21 protein-coding genes and 1 pseudogene are annotated in these 20,290 nt (G+C 54.7%); 7 read left to right on the top strand and 15 right to left on the bottom strand.

Going from position 1 to position 20,290, the window contains the following annotated elements:
* Positions 1 to 298: 298 nt before the first annotated feature.
* The 5 genes from hemW to MUU47_RS00955 are packed head-to-tail and all read right to left on the bottom strand — an operon-like array spanning position 299 to position 3,611.
* Positions 299 to 1,435: a radical SAM family heme chaperone HemW gene (gene hemW / locus MUU47_RS00975; RefSeq protein WP_258986235.1), complete on the bottom strand. Its 1,137-nt coding sequence runs from the start codon at positions 1,433 to 1,435 to the stop codon at positions 299 to 301.
* On the bottom strand, positions 1,435 to 2,022 hold the full coding sequence (locus MUU47_RS00970) for an XTP/dITP diphosphatase (RefSeq protein WP_258986234.1): 588 nt from the start codon (positions 2,020 to 2,022) through the stop codon (positions 1,435 to 1,437). The genes hemW and MUU47_RS00970 overlap by 1 nt, the downstream gene beginning before the upstream one ends.
* Positions 2,023 to 2,033: 11 nt before the next feature.
* Positions 2,034 to 2,321: a DUF167 family protein YggU gene (gene yggU, locus MUU47_RS00965; protein WP_258986233.1), complete on the bottom strand. Its 288-nt coding sequence runs from the start codon at positions 2,319 to 2,321 to the stop codon at positions 2,034 to 2,036.
* The gene (locus MUU47_RS00960) at positions 2,318 to 2,884 is read right to left on the bottom strand and encodes a YggT family protein (RefSeq protein ID WP_159758567.1); all 567 of its coding nucleotides are present in this window, start codon (positions 2,882 to 2,884) and stop codon (positions 2,318 to 2,320) included. The genes yggU and MUU47_RS00960 overlap by 4 nt, the downstream gene beginning before the upstream one ends.
* A 22-nt stretch (positions 2,885 to 2,906) precedes the next feature.
* Positions 2,907 to 3,611 carry a YggS family pyridoxal phosphate-dependent enzyme gene (locus MUU47_RS00955; RefSeq protein WP_258986252.1) on the bottom strand — a complete coding sequence of 235 codons (705 nt, stop codon included), beginning with the start codon at positions 3,609 to 3,611 and terminating at the stop codon, positions 2,907 to 2,909.
* A 15-nt stretch (positions 3,612 to 3,626) separates the two neighbouring features.
* Between MUU47_RS00955 and MUU47_RS00950 the strand changes: the two genes are divergently transcribed.
* Entirely contained in the window at positions 3,627 to 4,607 is a 981-nt protein-coding gene (locus MUU47_RS00950) for a type IV pilus twitching motility protein PilT (protein ID WP_258986232.1), read from the top strand.
* Here MUU47_RS00950 and MUU47_RS00945 read toward each other — a convergent pair.
* Positions 4,604 to 6,862 (bottom strand): FAD-dependent oxidoreductase, encoded by a 2,259-nt coding sequence (locus tag MUU47_RS00945; protein ID WP_258986231.1) that lies wholly within the window; start codon positions 6,860 to 6,862, stop codon positions 4,604 to 4,606. The genes MUU47_RS00950 and MUU47_RS00945 overlap by 4 nt on opposite strands.
* Before the next feature lie 67 nt (positions 6,863 to 6,929).
* Between MUU47_RS00945 and MUU47_RS00940 the strand changes: the two genes are divergently transcribed.
* Together MUU47_RS00940 and MUU47_RS00935 are read left to right on the top strand one after the other, a co-directional pair.
* Positions 6,930 to 7,622: an IclR family transcriptional regulator gene (locus tag MUU47_RS00940; RefSeq protein ID WP_258986230.1), complete on the top strand. Its 693-nt coding sequence runs from the start codon at positions 6,930 to 6,932 to the stop codon at positions 7,620 to 7,622.
* 254 nt (positions 7,623 to 7,876) lie between these two features.
* Positions 7,877 to 7,984: pseudogene (locus MUU47_RS00935) on the top strand (LuxR C-terminal-related transcriptional regulator); the annotation flags it as partial.
* A 65-nt stretch (positions 7,985 to 8,049) separates the two neighbouring features.
* Here the strand turns inward: MUU47_RS00935 and ruvX are convergent.
* From ruvX to metK, 8 genes are all read right to left on the bottom strand, one after another.
* Positions 8,050 to 8,466, bottom strand: coding sequence for a Holliday junction resolvase RuvX (ruvX, locus tag MUU47_RS00930; RefSeq protein ID WP_159758559.1), 417 nt, complete (start codon positions 8,464 to 8,466; stop codon positions 8,050 to 8,052).
* Complete coding sequence (locus tag MUU47_RS00925; protein ID WP_168927203.1) at positions 8,466 to 9,029, bottom strand: YqgE/AlgH family protein; 564 nt, start codon at positions 9,027 to 9,029, stop codon at positions 8,466 to 8,468. The genes ruvX and MUU47_RS00925 overlap by 1 nt, the downstream gene beginning before the upstream one ends.
* Before the next feature lie 106 nt (positions 9,030 to 9,135).
* Positions 9,136 to 10,083: a glutathione synthase gene (gshB, locus tag MUU47_RS00920; RefSeq protein ID WP_110511946.1), complete on the bottom strand. Its 948-nt coding sequence runs from the start codon at positions 10,081 to 10,083 to the stop codon at positions 9,136 to 9,138.
* A gap of 39 nt (positions 10,084 to 10,122) precedes the next feature.
* The gene (gene rsmE / locus MUU47_RS00915; protein ID WP_258986229.1) at positions 10,123 to 10,854 is read right to left on the bottom strand and encodes a 16S rRNA (uracil(1498)-N(3))-methyltransferase; all 732 of its coding nucleotides are present in this window, start codon (positions 10,852 to 10,854) and stop codon (positions 10,123 to 10,125) included.
* A gap of 20 nt (positions 10,855 to 10,874) precedes the next feature.
* On the bottom strand, positions 10,875 to 11,609 hold the full coding sequence (gene endA, locus MUU47_RS00910) for a deoxyribonuclease I (RefSeq protein ID WP_258986228.1): 735 nt from the start codon (positions 11,607 to 11,609) through the stop codon (positions 10,875 to 10,877).
* Between the two features lie 95 nt (positions 11,610 to 11,704).
* Positions 11,705 to 12,205, bottom strand: coding sequence for a SprT family zinc-dependent metalloprotease (locus tag MUU47_RS00905; RefSeq protein WP_258986225.1), 501 nt, complete (start codon positions 12,203 to 12,205; stop codon positions 11,705 to 11,707).
* 75 nt (positions 12,206 to 12,280) lie between these two features.
* Positions 12,281 to 13,675, bottom strand: coding sequence for a sugar porter family MFS transporter (locus tag MUU47_RS00900; RefSeq protein ID WP_258964954.1), 1,395 nt, complete (start codon positions 13,673 to 13,675; stop codon positions 12,281 to 12,283).
* Between the two features lie 400 nt (positions 13,676 to 14,075).
* On the bottom strand, positions 14,076 to 15,230 hold the full coding sequence (gene metK, locus MUU47_RS00895; protein WP_159773971.1) for a methionine adenosyltransferase: 1,155 nt from the start codon (positions 15,228 to 15,230) through the stop codon (positions 14,076 to 14,078).
* Positions 15,231 to 15,653: 423 nt separating this feature from the next.
* Between metK and yqgG the strand changes: the two genes are divergently transcribed.
* The 4 genes from yqgG to speB all read left to right on the top strand — a co-directional run bounded on the left by yqgG (position 15,654) and on the right by speB (position 19,073).
* The gene (yqgG, locus tag MUU47_RS23560; protein ID WP_445326631.1) at positions 15,654 to 15,797 is read left to right on the top strand and encodes a small protein YqgG; all 144 of its coding nucleotides are present in this window, start codon (positions 15,654 to 15,656) and stop codon (positions 15,795 to 15,797) included.
* A 90-nt stretch (positions 15,798 to 15,887) separates the two neighbouring features.
* Positions 15,888 to 16,034 carry an acid stress response protein YqgB gene (yqgB, locus tag MUU47_RS00890; protein ID WP_258986224.1) on the top strand — a complete coding sequence of 49 codons (147 nt, stop codon included), beginning with the start codon at positions 15,888 to 15,890 and terminating at the stop codon, positions 16,032 to 16,034.
* Entirely contained in the window at positions 16,027 to 18,003 is a 1,977-nt protein-coding gene (gene speA, locus MUU47_RS00885; protein WP_258986223.1) for a biosynthetic arginine decarboxylase, read from the top strand. Before yqgB ends, speA begins: the two co-directional genes overlap by 8 nt.
* A 149-nt stretch (positions 18,004 to 18,152) precedes the next feature.
* Complete coding sequence (gene speB / locus MUU47_RS00880; RefSeq protein WP_159773967.1) at positions 18,153 to 19,073, top strand: agmatinase; 921 nt, start codon at positions 18,153 to 18,155, stop codon at positions 19,071 to 19,073.
* 169 nt (positions 19,074 to 19,242) lie between these two features.
* Here the strand turns inward: speB and loiP are convergent, their stop codons facing one another.
* Positions 19,243 to 20,001: a metalloprotease LoiP gene (gene loiP, locus MUU47_RS00875; protein WP_258986251.1), complete on the bottom strand. Its 759-nt coding sequence runs from the start codon at positions 19,999 to 20,001 to the stop codon at positions 19,243 to 19,245.
* Positions 20,002 to 20,290 lie beyond the last annotated feature (289 nt).

The raw sequence follows: 20,290 nt of genomic DNA, 5'->3' as shown, positions 1-20,290 counted from the left end.
CTCCATGCACATATATAAGATGATGATGGTTTATAGAAAACCGCATACCACAAGAATCTGTATGACATCTTATCCTGGTTGTCAGACATCAATGCACAACCAAGTTCACAGTTTTTCGCCGAAAAACAAATAAACGCTTAATTTTGTGCGCTGGGTTAGGTTTATTTTCGTTTTTATTCAGAAGGGGGGTAAATAAGAAAAAATTAAATGGATGACACATAAGTAATATCGATGGGTTAGCTCGAAATTATCGAGTTGATGATGCCTGTGAAGAATATACAGGCACCATGCATTGTGTTTATTCGCTGAGGAATAATTCGAGTAACGAATTCAGGAACAGTTTCCCATGTTCGGTAATCTGCCAGAACTGCTCGCACTCGCTGAGATAATCCTGTGCGATGGCTTCGTCAATCTGCGCGCGAACCGCAGACTCCGGCAAACCCGTGAACGCGGTAAATTCAGCGCGAGGGGCAGGTTCCAGCAGGCGGAAGCGGTTCATAAAGAACTCGAACGGTTTGTCTGCGGTTTCGACGTCGTGCTGACGTTCCAGATACCGCCCTTCCATATAGCCACGCGGATGACGGGTTTTGGCGGTACGCAAAATGCGCCCATCCGGGAATGTGACTTTACCGTGCGCGCCGCAGCCAATGCCCAGGTAATCACCGAATCGCCAGTAGTTCAGGTTGTGCTGACACTGATAGCCCGGCCTGGCGTAGGCAGAGGTTTCATACTGCTGATAGCCCGCGGCGCTCAGCAGCTGGTGGCCCTGCTCGTAGATATCCCACAGCGCGTCGTCGTCCGGCAGTTTTGGCGGGCGAGATCCAAACAGCGTGTTCGGTTCGATGGTGAGCTGATACCACGACAAATGCGGCGGGTTGAGCGCAATCGCCTGACGCAGATCGTCCAGCGCTTCTTCCAGCGACTGGTCCGGCAGGCCGTGCATCAGGTCCAGGTTAAAGCTGCGCAGGTTCAGACTTGTCGCCAGATGCGCCGCGCGTTTTGCTTCGTCGGCGTCGTGAATGCGCCCCAGACGTTTGAGTTTGGCTTCGCTAAAGCTCTGCACACCAATCGAAATGCGGTTCACGCCTGCTCGCTGATAATCCACAAAGCGGTCGGCTTCCACCGTGCCTGGGTTGGCTTCCATGGTGATTTCTGCATCAGCCGCCAGATTCAGGCGCGCGCGTACGCCATCCAGCAATGCTTGCATCGCCGGGCCAGACAGCAGGCTCGGCGTGCCCCCGCCGATGAAAATCGTTTTTACTTCGCGTCCCTGCGCGTAAGGCACGTCGACGTCTAAATCGGCGAGCAGATGCTGTACGTAGTCGTCATGCGGCACTTCGCCTTTCAGCGCGTGCGAATTGAAATCGCAGTACGGGCATTTCTGCACGCACCAGGGAATGTGAATGTAAAGACTCAGCGGAGGGAGAACGGTCATTAACGCAGTGCTTCCAGTAACAGTTTCAGCGCCTGTCCACGGTGGGACACGGCAATTTTTTCTTCACGGCTCAGTTCAGCCGCCGTTTTACCAGCGTCGGGAACAAAGAATATGGGGTCGTAGCCAAAGCCACCGTTGCCCGCGCTTTCGCGGGTAATCACGCCCGGCCAGCTGCCGTGACACACCAGCGGCGTTGGGTCTGCGGCATGACGCATATACACCAGCACGCAATGGAACTGCGCCTGGCGTTGGTCGTCGGGCACGTCTTTCAACGCAACCAGCAGCTTTTCCAGATTCTGCTGGTCGCTGGCGTCAACGCCCGCATAGCGCGCAGAGTAAATCCCCGGTGCACCGCCAAGAACGTCAACCGCCAGGCCGGAATCATCAGCAATGGCAGGCAGACCGGTGACTTTCGCGGCGTGACGCGCTTTGAGAATCGCGTTCTCAACAAAGGTCAGCCCGGTTTCTTCCACGGACTCGACGTTCAGTTCGGTCTGTGCGACCACGTCGAGACCAAAATCGTTTAACAGCGAGGCGAGCTCGCGCACTTTACCGGCGTTACCGGTAGCCAGAACTACTTTTTGCATGGGATGTCCTGTCAGGTGAGCGCGTCAACGCCCGAAGGGATCTGTTGCGGTTGAATGATTTTTACCTGCTTGTGGCGGCCTGATTCGCCTTTCTCAATTATCACCTGGCTCTTCGCGACACGAAACTGTTTGGCAAGAAATTTTACCAAATGCGCATTGGCCTGGCCGTCCACCGGCGGCGCGGTGATGGCGACTTTTAGTTCGTCGCCATGCAGTCCGACAATGCTGTCACGGCTGGCTTTCGGCTGAATGTACAGCCGTAAAACCAGCCCGTCGTCGCAGACTTCAACGGCACTCATAGTGCCATCCACAGCCCCGGCAGCAGCATATTTCCGGTGGCCTGTAATAGCTCGGAAATACCCATATTGGCCACGTACAGCAGCAACACGAGGATCATCGGTGAGAAGTCGATGCCACCCATTGACGGCAGCATGCCGCGAATTGGGCGCAGCAGCGGGTCGGCCAACTGCATCAGCACAAATTCCACCGGGCTACGGCCACGGCTGACCCAGCTCATAATCGCCATCAGCATCAGCACCCAGAAAATCAGCAGGCCGATGGTTTTCACCAGAATCAGCACCGCGGAAATCCAGATAATGGGCTGGAAGGTGATAACCATAAACAGCACGATAGCTTTCAGTACGCAGAGCACGAAGGCAATCAATAATGATGAACTGTCAATCGGCCCCATCGCAGGAATAACGCGACGCAGCGGCCCAACCAGCGGTTGAGTGGCTTTCACCACGAACTGCGAGAAGGGGTTGTAAAAATCACAGCGAGCCCACTGCATCCAGACGCGGAGCAGCATCACCATCGTGTACAGCTCAATCACTGTCGAAAGCAGGAAAGTCAACGTCTTCATGGCGTTCCTCAGTTTTCCTTATTTATTGTTGTGTGTAATCGCGCGCACCAAAAATGGCGGTACCGATGCGCACCATCGTGCTACCCGCCGCAATCGCGGCTTCCATATCGTCTGACATGCCCAGAGAGAGCGTGTCCACGGACGGATAGCGTGTTTTCAGCCGGGCAAATGCTACCGCCATTTGTTGGGCGACGGCAAACTGCCTTACATATTCTGACTCAGGCGCCGGAATGGCCATCAGCCCACGCAGGCTCAGACCTGGCAGTGCGGCAACTTCGGCGGCCAGCGCATCGATTTCCTCTGGTGCGATACCGGATTTGCTCGATTCATCGCTGATGTTGACCTGAATAAGCACGTTCAGCGGCGGTAAATGTGCAGGGCGCTGTTCGCTCAAACGGCTGGCGATGCGCAGGCGGTCAACGGTATGACACCAGTCGAAATGCTCTGCCACCAGACGACTTTTGTTCGACTGCAACGGGCCAATAAAGTGCCACTGCAGGTCGTTTTTTCCCGCGTCCTGGAAATAGCGGACCTTTTCTATTCCTTCCTGAACGTAGTTTTCACCAAAGGCGCGTTGGCCCGCAGCGATAGCTTCTTCGATGGCGCTCGCAGGTTTCGTTTTACTCACTGCAAGCAACGTAACTTCTTCTGGAGCACGGCCGCAAAGGGCGACAGCGGCTGAGATTTTGTCCCTGACCTGTGTCAGGTTATGCGCAATGTCGTTCATTTTCAGGATGATGGTATGGATATGCAGGAAATTGTGGCCCTTAGTGTAAAGCATAACGTCTCGGATCTACACCTGTGCGGCAATGGCACGGTGCGCTGGCGGCGACGAGGACTCCTCGAACCGGCTCCTTTCAGTGCGCCGGAGCCACAAACGCTGCTGCAAAACTGGCTGGGTGAAACGGCGATGCGGCATTGGGAAAAGGAAAACCAGTGTGATTTTGCGGTGCAGACGGACAGCGGCACGCGGCTGCGTGCCAGTGCGTTCCGACATATGGACGGCGTATCATTAGTTTTACGGCTGTTGCCGGAAATCTGTCCGCAACTGGCGGAGCTTGGTGTGCCGCCCGCCATCAGCGAACTGTTAGCCGGAGAAAGCGGGTTGATTCTGGTGACGGGTGCCACCGGCAGCGGTAAATCCAGCACGCTGGCGGCGATGGTTGATTATCTCAATCATCAGCGTGACGGGCATATTCTGACCCTGGAAGATCCGGTGGAGTTTATGCATCACAGTGAGCGATGTCTGATTCATCAGCGTGAAGTTGGGGCGCATTGTGGATCGTTTTCTGCGGCGCTGCGTGTGGCATTGCGTCAGGACCCCGATGTGATAATGCTCGGCGAACTGCGCGACACCGAAACCATCCGTCTGGCGCTTACGGCGGCCGAAACCGGGCATCTGGTGCTGTCGACGCTGCACACGCGAGGCGCGGCACAGGCCATTGAAAGGCTGGTGGATGTATTTCCGGCTGGGGAAAAAGAGCAGGTTCGCAGTCAGCTTTCGGGAAGCCTGTGCGCGGTACTGTCGCAAAAGCTGCTGCCCGATAAACAGGGTGGGCGCGTGGCGCTGTACGAATTGCTGGTCAACACGCCTGCGGTCGGCAGTCTGATTCGCGATGGCAAAACCCATCAACTGCCCGGCGTGATGCAGGCCGGGCAGCAAATGGGGATGATGACCTTTACGCAGTGTTTCCAGCAGAGACAGGAGGCGGGCCGCCTTTAGCGAACGTTGAGTGAATAGACTGCGGGCAGCGCGCCTGCGGTGGCGAGAATGTCCAGCCGCACTTCACGTACGCGAATGGCGGTGGGGAACTCATGCCTGCACACGGAATGGTGGTTGTTTTTGACTTCTGCCAGTAACGTTTCGTCTGCCCACAGGCGGTAATGGGTGATGCAATGTGGTGTCACCGCGCTGGCATGGCCCATCTGCACAGTTTCCATCGCGTTGTCGAAATCGTTGTCCTGCACCAGCGTCAGGCTGTGAATCGTCAGCAGCTCTGGCCAATGCCAGACAACCGTCGGTTTTTTATCGTTTAGCGCAGGAACCCAGGCGTTAGTTTGCTGTTCCGGGCGCAGGCGACCATTGAGCAAATGAGATGCCGGATAGCAGCGCAGCGGCGTCGCAAAACGCAGGGCGGGCAGGATCTGATTCGGGTGGCGGCGCGGCAGCCAGAAGTCGAACTCGTCCACGCCGTAGTCGCCGTCGACCACCTGGCGAGTGTGTTTTGCGACGCGGGCGTTCAGGCTGTTGAACACGGTCATGATGCCGGGAAGCCGAACGTCGGTAAGTGCGATGTCGATATTTTCCTGTGCGTCGAAGGCAACGAAAACGTACTGCTCACGATCGCTTACCCAGTCGAGCTGGCAGCGGTATTCGCCTTCTCCATTTACGCTGATGCGATGGCTGGCGTAACGTAATTCCGGCGTGAAGTTGCCAGGGCGCAGGCTGCCCAACAGCGTGATGCCCAGCGTCTGCGGGTTTTGGCTGCGTAAGGTGAATGACAATTCCGGCAGCGTTTCACCTGTTTTTACGGGCAACAAAAGTGCCATTCGTTCGCGCAGAGAGTGCCACGTACCGTTCGGGGGCAGCTCGCTCAATTGCAGTTCACTGCTGACGCTGATTTCAGCGCCAAGGGCAGGGTCATCCAGCCACTGGCGCGGGATATAACAGCCCGATGCCTGCAAACGCTGCTGAAGCTCGCCGATGCGTTGCTGATCCGCCAGCGCTTTTGGCGTGATGAGGTGCTCATGACAGAGTGCTGCACCTGCGCCAGCCACTTCGCCGAGTAGCCCGCAGGTGCACATCACGCGAGCGCTGCCGAAGGCGACGTGCGAGGCGGAAATCAGTCGCCCGGTCAGGAATAAGTTATCCAGCGAGCGGCTGTAAAGACTGCGCCATGGGATGGTGTAGGTTCCTTTACTGTGAAACTGACGGCAGCCGTCGTGGGTGCTGTACACGCCATCGGCGGGATGTAAGTCTATTGACCAGCCGCCGTAGCCGACGGCGTCATAATGATCGCGTTGTTCGACAATGTCCTGCTGACTCAGCAGATGATCGCCCATAAAGCGGCGGCTTTCGCGCTTGCCGGGCACCGAGCCGACCCATTCGATAGTCATGTTGGCGGCTTCAGGAAACTCGCCGGAATTTTTGATGTGATCCCACACGCCCCAGACGATTTTCCACAGCTCCCACTTGATGGTTTCGCTTTCATAGACGGTATCGAGGCGACCGCCCCATTCCAGCCACCACAGGTCGCAGCCGTTCAGCGTGGACGTGAGCCGCTTATAGCGTGGGATGTCGGTTATCTCTTTTAGCGCAAAAGAAGGCGGGACAAAGTTGACCGGACCCTCTGTCTTTTTGGTGTAGAAATAGATCGAGTGCCCGAGTTTGTGGCCGAAGTTGTCGCCGGGGGCCATCTTTTCGCCCAGTTCTCTTTCTTCCTCTGCGCCTTCGCGAAATTCTGCGCCTGCCAGATAGCCCAGAACACCGTCACCGGTGGCATCGCAAAACTGCGAGGCGGAAACCAGGTAGAAGGTTTCATTAATGGCGTTGAAGGCGCTGACTTGCGTAATGCGGTTATGCTCTTTTTTCACCTCATACACGGCGGTGTTGAGCAGTAACGTCAACCCTGGCTGGCTGCGCGCCATATCCAGCAGCACCAGGTCGAACATCACTGGATTACCTTCCTTATTGCGCCACAGGTTTTCCTCCATGATTTCACCCATGATGCCGCCTTCTCTCGCCCAGCGGTTGTTGTTGCCCATGTGCGAGGTCGCGCCGTTGGCCCATAATCTGACTTCGCTCGACGCGTTGCCGCCGAGAACCGGACGGTCCTGAATCAGGATAACCTCCAGCCCATGACGTGCGGCCGCGAGGGCGGCGCATAGCCCGGCCAGACCGCCTCCGGCCACGACAAAATCAGCGTGCAGCGGTTGCACAGGAAAGGTTCTGTTGTCACATGGCGGGTAGATATTCATTACCTTGTATCCTTTTGAACTGGCGCTAAAATCATTGCTTTATAAGCCTGTAACGGACGGAGCGTTAATGTCCTCTCAACCGAACCAAAGCCTGATCGATGGCATCCGCTGTCTGCAATATCTGATTTCCAGCGGACGGGCCATTGGCTGTCGTGAGTTGGCGCGCCTGATGGGAATCAACACCACCCGCGTAAACCGACTGCTAATGACCATGGCGTCCATCGGCCTGACCATGCAGGATGAGCAGCGACGCTATCTCCCGGGGCCGGGCATTCATGCACTGGCCGCGCAGACCATTCGCGGCTCCGCGCTGTTTTCCCATGCGCTGCCGATCCTCGAACGCGCCGCTCCAGGCGATCTCGTCGTGGCGGTGGGCGTTCTCTGGGAGGACCAGGTGATTTATATCTGGCACTCCGAGCCGGGCAGTAAGATGAGTCAGGCGCTGGCCGGTTTTCATATGCTGCCTGCCTGGCAGTCGGTCATTGGTATGTCTCTGCTGGCTGATGAAAGCGATGAAATCCTACAGCAGCGTTTCAGCCCAGAGCAGTGGCAGCAGCTGGCGCCTCATGTGCAGCAACAGCGTGAAAAAGGCCATGTGGTCTGGCATCACAGCGATGGCGAAGTCTCCATGGCGCAACCTTTGGGCGAACATTCCGCTGCATTAGCGTTCGCCGGTATGTGGAACCCGGAACCCGGCGAGGTGGAACGTCGCCAGCAATCGCTGCATGAGCTGGCACGGATGCTCATAAAACCTTCATGACTAGGTGTGTTTCTTTTATAGAAACGATTGATAATATGCAAAAAATGCAGTCATAATCTGTGAGCGCGATCGCGAGATTGGCGCCAGAAACATAAAATTATTTATGCAGTATTTAATGTTTATTTGAATGGGGCGGGTAAAAACAAATTTGTTTAGAGGGAAAATATTTCATTAAAGCTAATATTATATCGATATTGAAAATGGGTCGGTTAATATAAATTACTTTTACATTCTCATCATTATTCATTAGCCATGGTGCAACCAATATGGATATCGTGCGGGTGTTGTTTATTAGCGAGAATACGGTACGAACATACCTGTATAACGTTTTCCGCAAGCTAAGCGTTAAAAACAGAGCCCGGCGGCGAGATGCTTGCCGGGTCTACAAAATCCAAAGAACCTGTAGGCCCGGTCAGCGTAGGGCAAGTCAGAACCCCTGTTCGAAAAAGCTTTCCAGAATCACCACCGCGGAGGCGGAATCCACTTTCCCTTTGTTTAGCGCCCGGTAGCCACCGTGCTCGAACAGGCCAGCACGTGCTTCTACGGTGCTCAAACGCTCATCGTGGAGGATGATTTTTACGCCGAAGCGACCGTGAATTTTATTGGCAAAATTACGTGCGCGAGCGGTAAGCGGCTGTTCGGTGCCGTCCATGTTCAGCGGCAGGCCAACCACCACGGCTTCCGGTTGCCACTCTTTGAGTATCTTCTCGACTGCGTTCCAGTCCGGCGTACCGTCCTGTGCTTTTAGCGCACCAAGAGGACGTGCAGTGCCGGTCACGCGTTGCCCGACGGCGACGCCGATGCTGCGGGTACCGAAATCAATACCAATCAGGGTTCCACTCATCAGGCGTGTCCCGCCACGCCAGGCATGGTCTGAATATCAATGCCAATCAGGCGGGCCGCGTCGCGCCAGCGATCGGCGATCGGCGTTTTGAACAGAATGTTGAGATCGGCCGGAGCGGTCAGCCACGCGTTTTCCAGGATTTCCTGCTCAAGCTGGCCTTTTTCCCAGGAGGAATAACCCAGCGCGACCAACACTTCCGACGGCTGTTCGGCGGTGCCGATCGTTTCGAGCACGTCGCGAGACGTGGTGATGACCGTGTTGTCAGATATGCGGATACTCGAGGCGAACGACGAAGGTGGCGTGTGCAGGATAAAACCGCGGTCTTCCGCAAGTGGGCCACCCAACATCACCGGTTTGTCGAGGCGGATCTCCGGATCGCGTGGATCAGGGGTGATTTTCAGCTTTTCCAGAATCCCTTCAACCTTCAGATTTTCCATCGGTTTATTAATGATGATCCCCATCGCTCCGTCATCATTGTATTCACAAATGTAGATCACGGCGCGGCGAAACATCGGGTCCTGGAGAGCAGGCATGGCAATAAGAAAGTGGTGCTGTAAATTCATTGTCAGAGGTTCTGTTTCCTGGTTTAAAAAGCAACAACGGCCAGTATGCGGGCAAACCAGGGCGCTGTCGAGCGAAGGCGGGATTGCTCCCGCCTAAGAAACGGAATTACTTGCCCAGACGTTTTTCGATAGCGTCCATCAGCATCCCGGTGATGGAGACAGGGAATTCGGCTTCGATTTCGCGAATGCAGGTCGGGCTGGTGACGTTAATTTCCGTCAGGCGATCGCCGATGATGTCGAGGCCAACGAATATCAGGCCTTTCTCTTTCAGCGTCGGGGCCACTTTGCGGGCGATTTCCCAGTCGCTTTCCGAAAGCGGACGCGGTTCGCCACGGCCGCCTGCGGCTAAGTTACCGCGGGTTTCGCCGCCCTGCGGAATACGCGCCAGGCAGTACGGCACCGGTTCGCCGTCAACGACCAGCACGCGCTTGTCACCGTCTTTGATGGCTGGGATATAGTTCTGCGCCATGCAATAACGGTTGCCAAGCTCGGTCAGGGTTTCGGCGATGACGCCCAGGTTCGGATCGCCTTGCTTCACGCGGAAAATCGATGCGCCGCCCATGCCGTCCAGTGGCTTGAGGATGATGTCGCCATGTTTTTCCCAGAACGCTTTCAGCTGCGCCTTGTTACGGGTCACCAGCGTTTCCGGCGTCAGGTCGGCAAACCAGGCGGTGAACAGCTTTTCGTTACAGTCGCGCAGGCTCTGCGGTTTGTTAACGATCAGCGTGCCTTTCTCTTCTGCGCGCTCAAGGATGTAGGTCGCGTAAATGTATTCGGTATCGAACGGCGGATCTTTACGCATCAGGATGACATCCAGATCGGCCAGAGCCAGATCCTGTTCACCGTTGAAGGTATACCAGCCGTCGTAGTTCTGCTCAACGCTCAGCAGACGCGTTTGCGCTCGCGCTTCGCCGTTGTTCAGATAAAGATCGTTCATCTCCATATAGTGGAGTTCGTAACCACGACGCTGCGCTTCCAGCAGCATAGCGAAGCTGGAATCTTTCTTGATGTTGATCTTCGCAATGGGGTCCATCACGATGCCGAGCTTGATCATTGTTCTTCTCCATTAAAAAAGATTGCCTTGTAGCAATTTTTAGCCCAGATCGCCAAAACGCACCTGCAATGCGGTAATGGCGGTGAGCGCAGTGGTCTCAGTACGCAAAACGCGAGGCCCTAACAGAATATCAGTAAACGCATAGCGGGCGGTCATGGCAATTTCATCTGCCGATAACCCGCCTTCCGGGCCGATGAGCAAACGCACGCGCTCAACGGGCTGCGGCAGCGTGTTGATGCTGGCGCTGGCGCGCGGATGCAGGTTGAGCTTTAGCCCACTTTCTTCTTCTGCGCACCACTGTTCCAGCGTCATCGCCGGGCGAATTTCCGGGACCACGTTACGGCCGGACTGTTCGCAGGCGGCGATGGCAATTTTCTGCCACTGCTGGAGCTTCTTGTTCAGTCGTTCAGCATCCAGTTTAACGCCACAGCGCTCGGAAAAGAGTGGCGTAATGAGGCTTACACCCAGTTCGATCGATTTTTGGATAGTGAATTCCATTTTTTCGCCGCGCGACATCACCTGCCCGAGGTGAATGTGCAGCGGCGATTCACGATCGTCGGTCTCGGCATTCAGCACATTGACCCGCACGCTCTTTTTATCGGCCTGAATAATCTCGGCTTCAAAAACCTGGTTGCTGCCGTCAAACAGCTGAATGGCCTGGCCGGTACTCATGCGCAGCACGCGACCCACGTGATTGGCGGCGTCTTCGCTCAGGGCAATCTCGCTGCCAGCGGTAATAAACTCAGGGTGATAGATGCGGGGAATGCGCATAGTCTCAAGATTTCCGGATATCAGTTAACGTTTGACGCTAGTGTAGGGTAGCTCTTTTGCGCCTGGCAAGCCTGCTGGACGTAAGGGTTGTGATTCCCTTGTACCTTGGCGATGCGCTCGTCACGCGTACACTCCCACGCGCTGACCGGATACTGCTTGTCCCATGCGGTGAACAGCTGCGTTTGCTGGCGAGAAAGCGGGAGTTTGTATTGGTCGCGCATATAGAAGTAGGTGCGGGCGATGGCCCCGCGTGCGCGCGCCGGCGGTTCGGCGATTTTGTCTTTAAAATCGACCTTCATTGAACACTGGCCGTACTGGCCTTCGCCGCCGTTCCACTGGCTGTACATAAAGTTGTTCCGATCGCCATTCACTTCCCCGACCGCGGGCTGCAGGTTATGCATGTCGCTTTCGATTTTGCGATATACCGGATCTTTGGCGCAGTTTTTACGTCCACCGTCCTGCCAGCACTGCATCAGATGACCGAACTGCCAGGCAGGCATCACGTGCTCCCACTCGACGCGGCTGGCGCGGGTTTCATTTTTACGCACTTTATAACCGCAGGATTCCAGGTCGATAACGCCTTTTTTGCCCTGCCAGTTGATTTTGCAGCCACAGTAAAAATCGCCGGGAACGTCAGCGTTGACCTTCACGCCTGCGGTTTTTGCCTGTGAAAAACTGTTGATACCGTCGGCCAATGCCTGGCCAGAAAGGGCGGTGGCAAAAAAAGCCAACACCAGAAGAGATTTACGGGACATCACGAACTCCGTGTCAAAACGAGCCCGCAACGTAGCGAATGCTGTTGCCAGATGCAATCAGCTAGATCAGAAAAACTTCCAGTAGTTTCCGAAGGTTACTTTTCAGCCACCAGAGGATCGCCGCAGTGCACGCAGCGATAAACGGCTTCGCCGCGTAGAACGCGATTGTGGCGGCGTACGGTGAGCTGATGCTGCTGACAGCCGCAGCGATAGGGAAAGGTATTTTTGCGCACGGAGTCCAGTTCGAACTGGTGCGTACGGCGGGCGGGGACGCCGAGCACGCTCTCCATCATCCACTTCCACTCTTTTCCGTGCGGGGCCACGCGACCAAAGCGCTTCCAGACCAGTAAATGCGCCAGTTCGTGCGGCACCACTTCGTCGATGAACGCCTGCTGATTTTCTATCAACAGCACGGGGTTTAGGCGGATTTCATAGCTTTCCAGCCAGGCCGTGCCTGCGGAGGTGCCGCGCTGCTGCCAGGTCAGTTTCGGTTCGGGGTACTCGCGGCCGAGCTTTAGATTCGCCTGGGCGAGTTTTTCCCGCAGGCTGCGCATAACGGCTTGCTGAATGGCGATGGGGAGGCGAGGGGTTTTCATAACGCAGAAGGATAAAGCCGGGAAACGGGGAGTGCAAGAGAAGGCTTCCCTCCTGGTGGAGGGAAGCCCGGGAACTTAGTTATGCGCACCAATCTCGCGCAGACGACGGCCTTTCATCAGGTTGCGTTCGATGTGCTCCAGCGACACGTGTTTGGTTTCTGGAACCAGCCACAGGGTCAGGACGATGAAGAAGAGGTTCAGCCCGCCGTATACCCAGAAGGTGTTGGCGTTGCCGAGCGAGTTCAGCATAGTCAGGAAAGTTGCACCGACAATCATGTTGGCAATCCAGTTGGTCGCAGTAGAGCAGGTGATACCAAAATCACGTCCTTTCAGCGGCTGGATTTCCGAGCACAGAACCCAAATCAGCGGACCGGCACTCATGGCGAAACCAACGATAAACATCAGCAGCATCGCAACCGCAAAGTACTGCGCGCTCGGGGTATGGATGCCGTTGTGCATCATGGTACCCAGCACGCCCATACCGACCGCCATCACCAGGAAGCCCAGTACCAGTGTCGGTTTACGGCCCCATCTGTCCACCAGACCGATAGCAATAAAGGTCGCCAGCACGTTGGTCAGACCGACGATAACCGTACCCCACATCTGCTCGGTCGTGTTGGTGTAGCCCGCCAGTTCGAAGATTTTTGGCGCGTAGTACATGATGACGTTCATTCCGGTGAACTGCTGCATGACCTGCAGCAGCACGCCAAGGAATACCGCGCGACGGAAGTTGCTGTTCTCTTTAAACAGCGCCCAGCCGGACTGTTTGATCTTCAGGCTTTCGCGGATCTCTTCCAGCTCCTGTTTCGCTTCGGCGCTGGTATCACGCAAGCGTTGCAGGACGCGTTCGGCATCGTTGAAGCGACGTTTAGCGGCGTACCAGCGCGGGCTGTCCGGCAGGAAGAACACACCAATCAGCAGCAGGATTGCCGGGATGATGATAACGCCGAGCATCCAGCGCCATGCGCCGCTGTAGCTGAACGCCGTATCGGACAGATAGGCCGCGAGAATTCCGATGGTAATCATCAGCTGATACATCGAAATCATGCTGCCGCGAATTTTCTCCGGCGCGATTTCAGACAGGTACAGCGGCGCGGTGTAAGACGCGACACCGACCGCGAGGCCGAGCAGCACGCGTGACATCAACAATATTTCTACGTTCGGCGCAGCAGCTGAGCACAGCGACCCGAGCACGAACAGAACCGCACCAATCATGAGGCTCTTTTTACGCCCAAGACGATAGGAGAGCCAGCCACTGCCGACGGCACCCACTGCGGCACCGAACATCATTGAGCTGACAACCCATTCCTGGGTGTGTGAGTCAATCTGGAAATCATGGGCGATAAACGGCAGCGCCCCGGCAATTACACCGATATCAAGGCCGAACAGTAATCCCGCCAGGGCTGCGAGAAAACAGACGAAGAACGTTATGGCCTTGTTGGAATATCCCTGTTTTTTATTGTCAGGCATTATGCCCTCCAGTTGGGTTATTAGTTTCATCAATGTAAAGGTTAGGTTAGGAGGGCGTGAAAAGATGTGAGATAAATCACATTGGTGTAATCGGTTACACTAATGTCATGTTATGTAAGTTCAGAAAAGTATTATAAATCATGTGGATGGATATTGGATTGAGGCAGTAAAAATACAGTTTTCAGACTTACCTGAAATATAATGTAACAGCAGACAATGTTTCATCATGCAAAGCGAATAATCTCAAAAACAAGCAATGAATCCAAATGTAATCGCTTTCATTAAAAAGAAGTCAGAGAATTTTAGTATAGACAGAGTGCGAGAAATCGACGGCGTTTTGCACAGGCAGAAATGCAAAAGGCCAGCACGAGGCTGGCCTTTAAAGGGGTAAAGCAACGGTTTATTTCAGACCGGCAGCTTCACGCAGCACATCGGCTTTGTCGGTTTTTTCCCATGGGAAATGTTCGCGACCAAAGTGACCATATGCCGCGGTTTCTTTGTAGATTGGGTGCAGCAGATCCAGCATCTGAATCAGGCCGTACGGACGCAGGTCGAAAAACTCGCGTACCAGCAGGGTCAGTTGCTCAGTCGGTACTTTTTCAGTGCCGAAGGTTTCGACCATGATAGACGTCGGTTCTGCAACGCCGATAGCGTAGGACACCTGAATTTCACAACGGTCAGCCAGGCCTGCAGCAACGATGTTTTTCGCTACGTAACGTGCCGCGTACGCGGCAGAACGGTCAACTTTAGACGGATCTTTACCGGAGAACGCGCCGCCACCGTGACGAGCCATGCCGCCGTAAGTATCGACGATTATCTTACGACCGGTCAGACCACAGTCACCCATTGGGCCACCGATAACGAAGCGTCCGGTTGGGTTGATGAAGAATTTGGTCGCGCTGTTCAGCCACTCAGTCGGCAGAACCGGCTTGATGATTTCTTCCATCACTGCTTCCTGCAGGGATTTCTGATCGATATCTTCAGCGTGCTGAGTCGACAGAACGACCGCATCGATGCCGACGATTTTGCCGTCGTCATACTGGAAGGTCACCTGGCTTTTTGCATCCGGACGCAGCCACGGCAGGGTGCCGTTTTTACGTACTTCAGCCTGACGCTGCACCAGACGGTGTGCGTAGGTAATTGGCGCTGGCATCAGCACGTCGGTTTCGTTGGTGGCGTAGCCAAACATCAGGCCCTGATCGCCTGCACCCTGCTCAAGCGGGTCAGCACGGTCAACGCCCTGGTTGATATCCGGAGACTGCTTACCAATCGCGCTCAGCACTGCGCAAGAATTGGCATCAAAGCCCATATCGGAATGCACATAGCCAATTTCGCGCACCGTATTACGGGTGATCTCTTCGATATCAACCCACGCGCTGGTGGTGATTTCACCCCCGACCATAACCATGCCGGTTTTAACGTAAGTTTCGCAAGCAACGCGTGCTTTAGGATCCTGCTCGAGGATCGCATCCAGTACGGCATCAGAGATTTGGTCAGCAATTTTGTCTGGATGCCCTTCAGATACGGACTCGGACGTAAAGAGGTGTTTTGCCATTTTTTATTTCACCTGGAAAGAATTTGGGTAGCCCAAACTGTTGTAGATAAAGACTTTGATAGACGTTTCGACCAAAGGCTGCAGGTAAACCTACTAACAGTCTGGGTGTTAATCAGTATAGACGGATTAACATCTGGATGGCTATTTTAGGTCAGATATTCGCCCGATTTCCAGTTTTTTTTGAGATGAGTCTCATCTGAGTCGCTTTTGTGCTGGAAATTTTTCCTGACAGCGGTGGAAGAGTGCGCATTTTTATTTTGCTTTTTACCTTGGTTCTCGGTATAAAACGCCGCGCGCGGCTCTCCTAAAAAAGCGCACGAAGAAATCTGTCGTGTCGCCACTTCCAGCCGGGTTAAGCAGTGTAATTTTTGGCTTTGGCTTGTCGCTGGCCCCGAAGGGTTGGCGTGGAGGTGATACGACATAATGAACCAGCGTTTTTTGCAGACTCAGTCATGCCATTCAGGCGTGCGTTTATACCCCGCAACCTTTTTCTCTTCGATAAATACCTGCCGAAGTTATTCCCATTTGGGCACATCTCAGGATTCCAGGGCCGGCAAGGCGCTGTGATAACGGGACTTGGGCGCTCCTGTTCGTAAGGGGTTTTCTCGTGGTTTCTCCGGCGGTCCTACAAACCCCGGGCCTATGTTTTACAATGATATGAACATGAAACCGGTCGCGCAGCCGGACGTTCAGCATACTCTGCTGGAACAGACGGCTGTTTATGGGTTGTTATCGCTTTATAACATTGCGATAGTAGTCAACTGTTTTACACTTTCGACAACATTTGAGGTTCGCTATGTCTGACGACATGTCTTTTTCTTCCCCTTCGTCAGCCGGCGAGCAGGGTGTACTACGTTCCATGCAGGAGGTGGCAATGAGCTCTCAGGAAGCCAGCAAGATGCTGCGGACTTACAACATTGCCTGGTGGGGCAATAATTACTACGACGTGAACGAACTGGGTCATATCAGCGTTTGTCCCGATCCTGATGTTCCAGACGCACGCGTAGATCTCGCTAAGCTTGTTAAAGCTCGCGAAGCGCAAGGACAGAGACTGCCTGCATTATTCTGTTTCCCACAGATCCTGCAACATCGCCTGCGTTCGATTAACGCTGCGTTCAAGCGTGCGCGTGAATCCTACGGCTATAACGGTGACTACTTCCTCGTTTACCCTATCAAAGTAAACCAGCATCGCCGCGTGATTGAGTCCCTTATCCATTCGGGCGAACCACTGGGTCTGGAAGCCGGCTCCAAAGCAGAACTGATGGCGGTTCTGGCGCACGCCGGGATGACCCGCAGCGTTATCGTCTGTAATGGCTACAAAGACCGCGAATATATTCGTCTGGCGCTGATCGGCGAGAAGATGGGCCACAAGGTCTATCTGGTTATCGAGAAGATGTCTGAGATTGCGCTGGTTCTCGAAGAAGCCGAGCGTCTGAATGTGACCCCGCGCCTCGGCGTGCGTGCACGTCTGGCTTCTCAGGGGTCCGGTAAATGGCAGTCTTCCGGCGGCGAAAAATCCAAATTCGGCCTGGCGGCAACTCAGGTGTTGCAGCTGGTAGAAACCCTGCGCGAATGCGGTCGTCTGGACAGCCTCCAGCTGCTGCACTTCCACCTCGGTTCGCAGATGGCGAACATTCGCGATATCGCCACCGGCGTACGTGAATCTTCCCGTTTCTATGTTGAACTGCATAAGCTTGGCGTTAACATTCAATGCTTCGACGTCGGCGGTGGTTTGGGCGTGGACTACGAAGGAACCCGTTCGCAGTCTGACTGCTCGGTCAACTATGGCCTGAATGAGTACGCGAACAACATTATCTGGGCTATCGGTGATGCCTGCGAAGAGAACGGTCTGCCGCATCCAACGGTGATTACCGAGTCTGGCCGCGCCGTGACCGCGCACCACACGGTGCTGGTGTCGAACATCATCGGTGTTGAGCGCAACGAATACACTACGCCAGTTGCGCCGGCGGAAGATGCGCAGCGCGCGCTGCAAAGCATGTGGGAAACCTGGCAGGAAATGCGTGAACCGGGCGGGCGTCGTTCGCTACGCGAATGGTTGCATGATAGCCAGATGGACCTGCATGATATTCACATTGGTTACTCTTCCGGCACCTTTAATTTGCAGGAGCGCGCCTGGGCAGAGCAGCTTTATCTGAGCATGTGTCACGAAGTGCAGAAACAGCTCGACCCGAGCAACCGTGCGCACCGTCCGATCATCGACGAGCTGCAGGAACGTATGGCGGATAAGATTTACGTCAACTTCTCGCTGTTCCAGTCTATGCCGGATGCATGGGGTATCGATCAGCTGTTCCCGGTCTTGCCGCTGGAAGGGCTGAATCAAGTGCCGGAACGTCGTGCTGTGCTGCTGGATATCACCTGTGACTCTGACGGCGCTATCGATCATTACATCGACGGCGACGGGATTGCCACCACCATGCCAATGCCGGAATACGATCCGGAGAACCCGCCGATGCTGGGCTTCTTTATGGTCGGCGCCTACCAGGAAATTCTGGGCAACATGCATAACCTGTTCGGCGATACTGAAGCGGTGGACGTGTTTGTCTTCCCTGATGGCAGCGTGGAAGTGGAGCTTTCCGACGAAGGCGACACCGTGGCGGATATGCTGGAATACGTACAGCTTGACCCGAAAAAACTGCTGACCCAGTTCCGTGACCAGGTAAAACAGACCGATCTTGACGACGCGCTGCAGCAGCAGTTCCTCGAAGAGTTTGAAGCCGGTTTGTATGGCTACACGTATCTGGAAGACGAATAAAACAGGCACTTGACCCGGTCAGGTTTTTGACGATAATTCGCACTATTAAGCAGTAACACGAATAGATCCCTTCCTCGTCGGGCCTAACGACGCGGAGGGGATTTTTTTTCATCTTTTTTTCATACACGACGGTTAAAGAGGTCATTTCCATGAGCACTTTGGGTCATCAGTACGACAACTCTCTGGTATCTAACGCCTTTGGTTTTCTGCGTTTGCCGCTGAACTTCCAGCCTTACGATAGCGACGCCGACTGGGTTATCACCGGTGTGCCGTTTGATGCGGCGACTTCTGGTCGTGCGGGCGGGCGTCATGGTCCAGCGGCTATCCGTCAGGTTTCCACCAACCTGGCGTGGGAGCACAACCGCTTCCCGTGGAACTTCGACATGCGCGAACGTCTGAACGTCGTGGACTGCGGCGATCTTGTTTACGCATTCGGCGATGCCCGTGAAATGAGCGAGAAGTTGCAGGCCCACGCAGAACGCCTGCTGGCAAATGGCAAGCGCATGCTGTCCTTCGGCGGCGACCACTTCGTGACGCTGCCACTGTTGCGCGCGCACGCAAAACACTTCGGTAAAATGGCGCTGGTGCATTTCGATGCGCACACCGATACCTACGCGAACGGCTGCGAATTTGACCACGGCACCATGTTCTTCACCGCGCCGAAAGAGGGTTTGATCGACCCAAATCACTCCGTGCAGATTGGTATTCGTACCGAGTTCGATAAAGATAACGGCTTTACCGTGTTGGATGCTGCACAGGTGAACGACCGCGGCGTGGACGATATTCTTGAGCAGGTGAAAAAGGTAGTCGGTGATATGCCGGTGTATCTGACCTTTGATATCGACTGTCTGGATCCTGCATTTGCACCGGGTACCGGTACACCGGTGATCGGCGGCCTGACCTCCGATCGCGCCATCAAACTGGTGCGTGGTCTGAAAGACCTGAACATCGTGGGTATGGACGTGGTGGAAGTGGCTCCGGCTTACGATCAGTCAGAGATCACCGCGCTGGCCGCGGCGACGCTGGCGCTGGAGATGCTGTATATCCAGGCGGCGAAGAAAGGCGAGTAATCTATACCCATCATTCTTCACGCTGCATCTTTGTTGGCTGCGCCCGGGATCCCTGGTCACATAGTTATCTATGCTCCCGGGGATCCCGGGCTTGCCGCCTCAATGCAACGCGAATTATTTCGGGTATAACCAGCGTGCCAATAACGCCTGACCGTTATTGGCGATATTTTTACTTAATCCCATCCGCCTTCATACGATCGCGAATATGCTGCGCACGTTCTTCGGAGGCCGGGTGATCGTCGAGCATCGAGCTTTGACGTCCGGCTTCCAGTTTCGCCAGTTTTTCAAAGCTGGTCGCCAGACCCGATGGGTTGATCCCGCGCTTGCGCAACAGGTCATAAGAGTAGTCATCCGCCTCGGATTCCTGGCGCTGGGAGAACTGCGCGTTCACCAGTTTTTCACCCAAGTCGCCAAGCTGTGACTGCGACAGGCTGCCAATCATGCCGCCTGCAGACGCTGCCGCCACGCGCAACGCGTTAGTGCTGAGCGCAACCTGCATCCCTTTCTTCACATGGCCGAGTGCGACGTGACCCATTTCGTGACCAATCACCGCTTCGACTTCGTTATCCGTCATCATGTCCATCAGCCCGCTGTAGACGCGGATGCAGCCATTGGCCATCGCAAAGGCGTTGACGTCTTTAGTGACGTAGACCTTATAGTTCACTGGCTGACCGTTGATGTTGTCACCTAGCGCTGTGGCGATGGTGTTCAGGCGTTTGGCGTAATCGCTACCGGCAGGCGCGATAGTCGCTTTGCTGTCCATTTCTTTACAGGACTGATCGCTCAGCGTTTTCACCTGTTCGTCGCTCAGGGAGTAAGCCTGAAAGACTTCGGCACCTGAACTCATCAGTCCGTTTGAATCCATATTCTGACACCCGGTCAGAACGCTCGCTATCCCAAAGGCCAATACCACAGAGTGCAGTTTCATCATTAATTTTCCGTAATTAAGGGTCGCCATTATCTGAAATATTCCGTTATCCCCTTCATTCTTCAAGCCGCCGATGCGTTGGCTGCGTTCAAAAACCCGAATCACTTACCAGAGTAAGCTCATCGGGATTTTCTCTCTTGCCGCCTTCCTGCGACTCGAATTATTTGGGTAGGGTCAATAAACGGAATTTAGCCAAAGTATAAAGAAAATAATGACAAGGCAGCGAGGAGATTGCGCAACCTGTAGACACAATCCAGAGATTTCCCAGGCACCGCGCGGATGCTCCATG

The sequence above is a fragment of the Scandinavium hiltneri genome, assembly GCF_024764835.1.
Lineage (GTDB): Bacteria > Pseudomonadota > Gammaproteobacteria > Enterobacterales > Enterobacteriaceae > Scandinavium > Scandinavium hiltneri.
This window is presented reverse-complemented; position numbering and strand designations above follow the sequence as displayed.

Coding starts and splice junctions, on each gene's coding strand:
- hemW (WP_258986235.1), bottom strand. CDS start 1,435: ATGACCGTTCTCCCTCCGCTGAGTCTTTACATTCACATTCCCTGGTGC.
- MUU47_RS00940 (WP_258986230.1), top strand. CDS start 6,930: ATGTCCTCTCAACCGAACCAAAGCCTGATCGATGGCATCCGCTGTCTG.
- loiP (WP_258986251.1), bottom strand. CDS start 20,001: ATGAAACTGCACTCTGTGGTATTGGCCTTTGGGATAGCGAGCGTTCTG.
- MUU47_RS00900 (WP_258964954.1), bottom strand. CDS start 13,675: ATGCCTGACAATAAAAAACAGGGATATTCCAACAAGGCCATAACGTTC.
- metK (WP_159773971.1), bottom strand. CDS start 15,230: ATGGCAAAACACCTCTTTACGTCCGAGTCCGTATCTGAAGGGCATCCA.
- MUU47_RS00945 (WP_258986231.1), bottom strand. CDS start 6,862: ATGAATATCTACCCGCCATGTGACAACAGAACCTTTCCTGTGCAACCG.
- ruvX (WP_159758559.1), bottom strand. CDS start 8,466: ATGAGTGGAACCCTGATTGGTATTGATTTCGGTACCCGCAGCATCGGC.
- MUU47_RS00960 (WP_159758567.1), bottom strand. CDS start 2,884: ATGAAGACGTTGACTTTCCTGCTTTCGACAGTGATTGAGCTGTACACG.
- yqgB (WP_258986224.1), top strand. CDS start 15,888: ATGAACATGAAACCGGTCGCGCAGCCGGACGTTCAGCATACTCTGCTG.
- speB (WP_159773967.1), top strand. CDS start 18,153: ATGAGCACTTTGGGTCATCAGTACGACAACTCTCTGGTATCTAACGCC.
- MUU47_RS00925 (WP_168927203.1), bottom strand. CDS start 9,029: ATGAATTTACAGCACCACTTTCTTATTGCCATGCCTGCTCTCCAGGAC.
- MUU47_RS00905 (WP_258986225.1), bottom strand. CDS start 12,205: ATGAAAACCCCTCGCCTCCCCATCGCCATTCAGCAAGCCGTTATGCGC.
- rsmE (WP_258986229.1), bottom strand. CDS start 10,854: ATGCGCATTCCCCGCATCTATCACCCTGAGTTTATTACCGCTGGCAGC.
- yggU (WP_258986233.1), bottom strand. CDS start 2,321: ATGAGTGCCGTTGAAGTCTGCGACGACGGGCTGGTTTTACGGCTGTAC.
- speA (WP_258986223.1), top strand. CDS start 16,027: ATGTCTGACGACATGTCTTTTTCTTCCCCTTCGTCAGCCGGCGAGCAG.
- MUU47_RS00955 (WP_258986252.1), bottom strand. CDS start 3,611: ATGAACGACATTGCGCATAACCTGACACAGGTCAGGGACAAAATCTCA.
- endA (WP_258986228.1), bottom strand. CDS start 11,609: ATGTCCCGTAAATCTCTTCTGGTGTTGGCTTTTTTTGCCACCGCCCTT.
- MUU47_RS00950 (WP_258986232.1), top strand. CDS start 3,627: ATGGATATGCAGGAAATTGTGGCCCTTAGTGTAAAGCATAACGTCTCG.
- yqgG (WP_445326631.1), top strand. CDS start 15,654: ATGAACCAGCGTTTTTTGCAGACTCAGTCATGCCATTCAGGCGTGCGT.
- gshB (WP_110511946.1), bottom strand. CDS start 10,083: ATGATCAAGCTCGGCATCGTGATGGACCCCATTGCGAAGATCAACATC.
- MUU47_RS00970 (WP_258986234.1), bottom strand. CDS start 2,022: ATGCAAAAAGTAGTTCTGGCTACCGGTAACGCCGGTAAAGTGCGCGAG.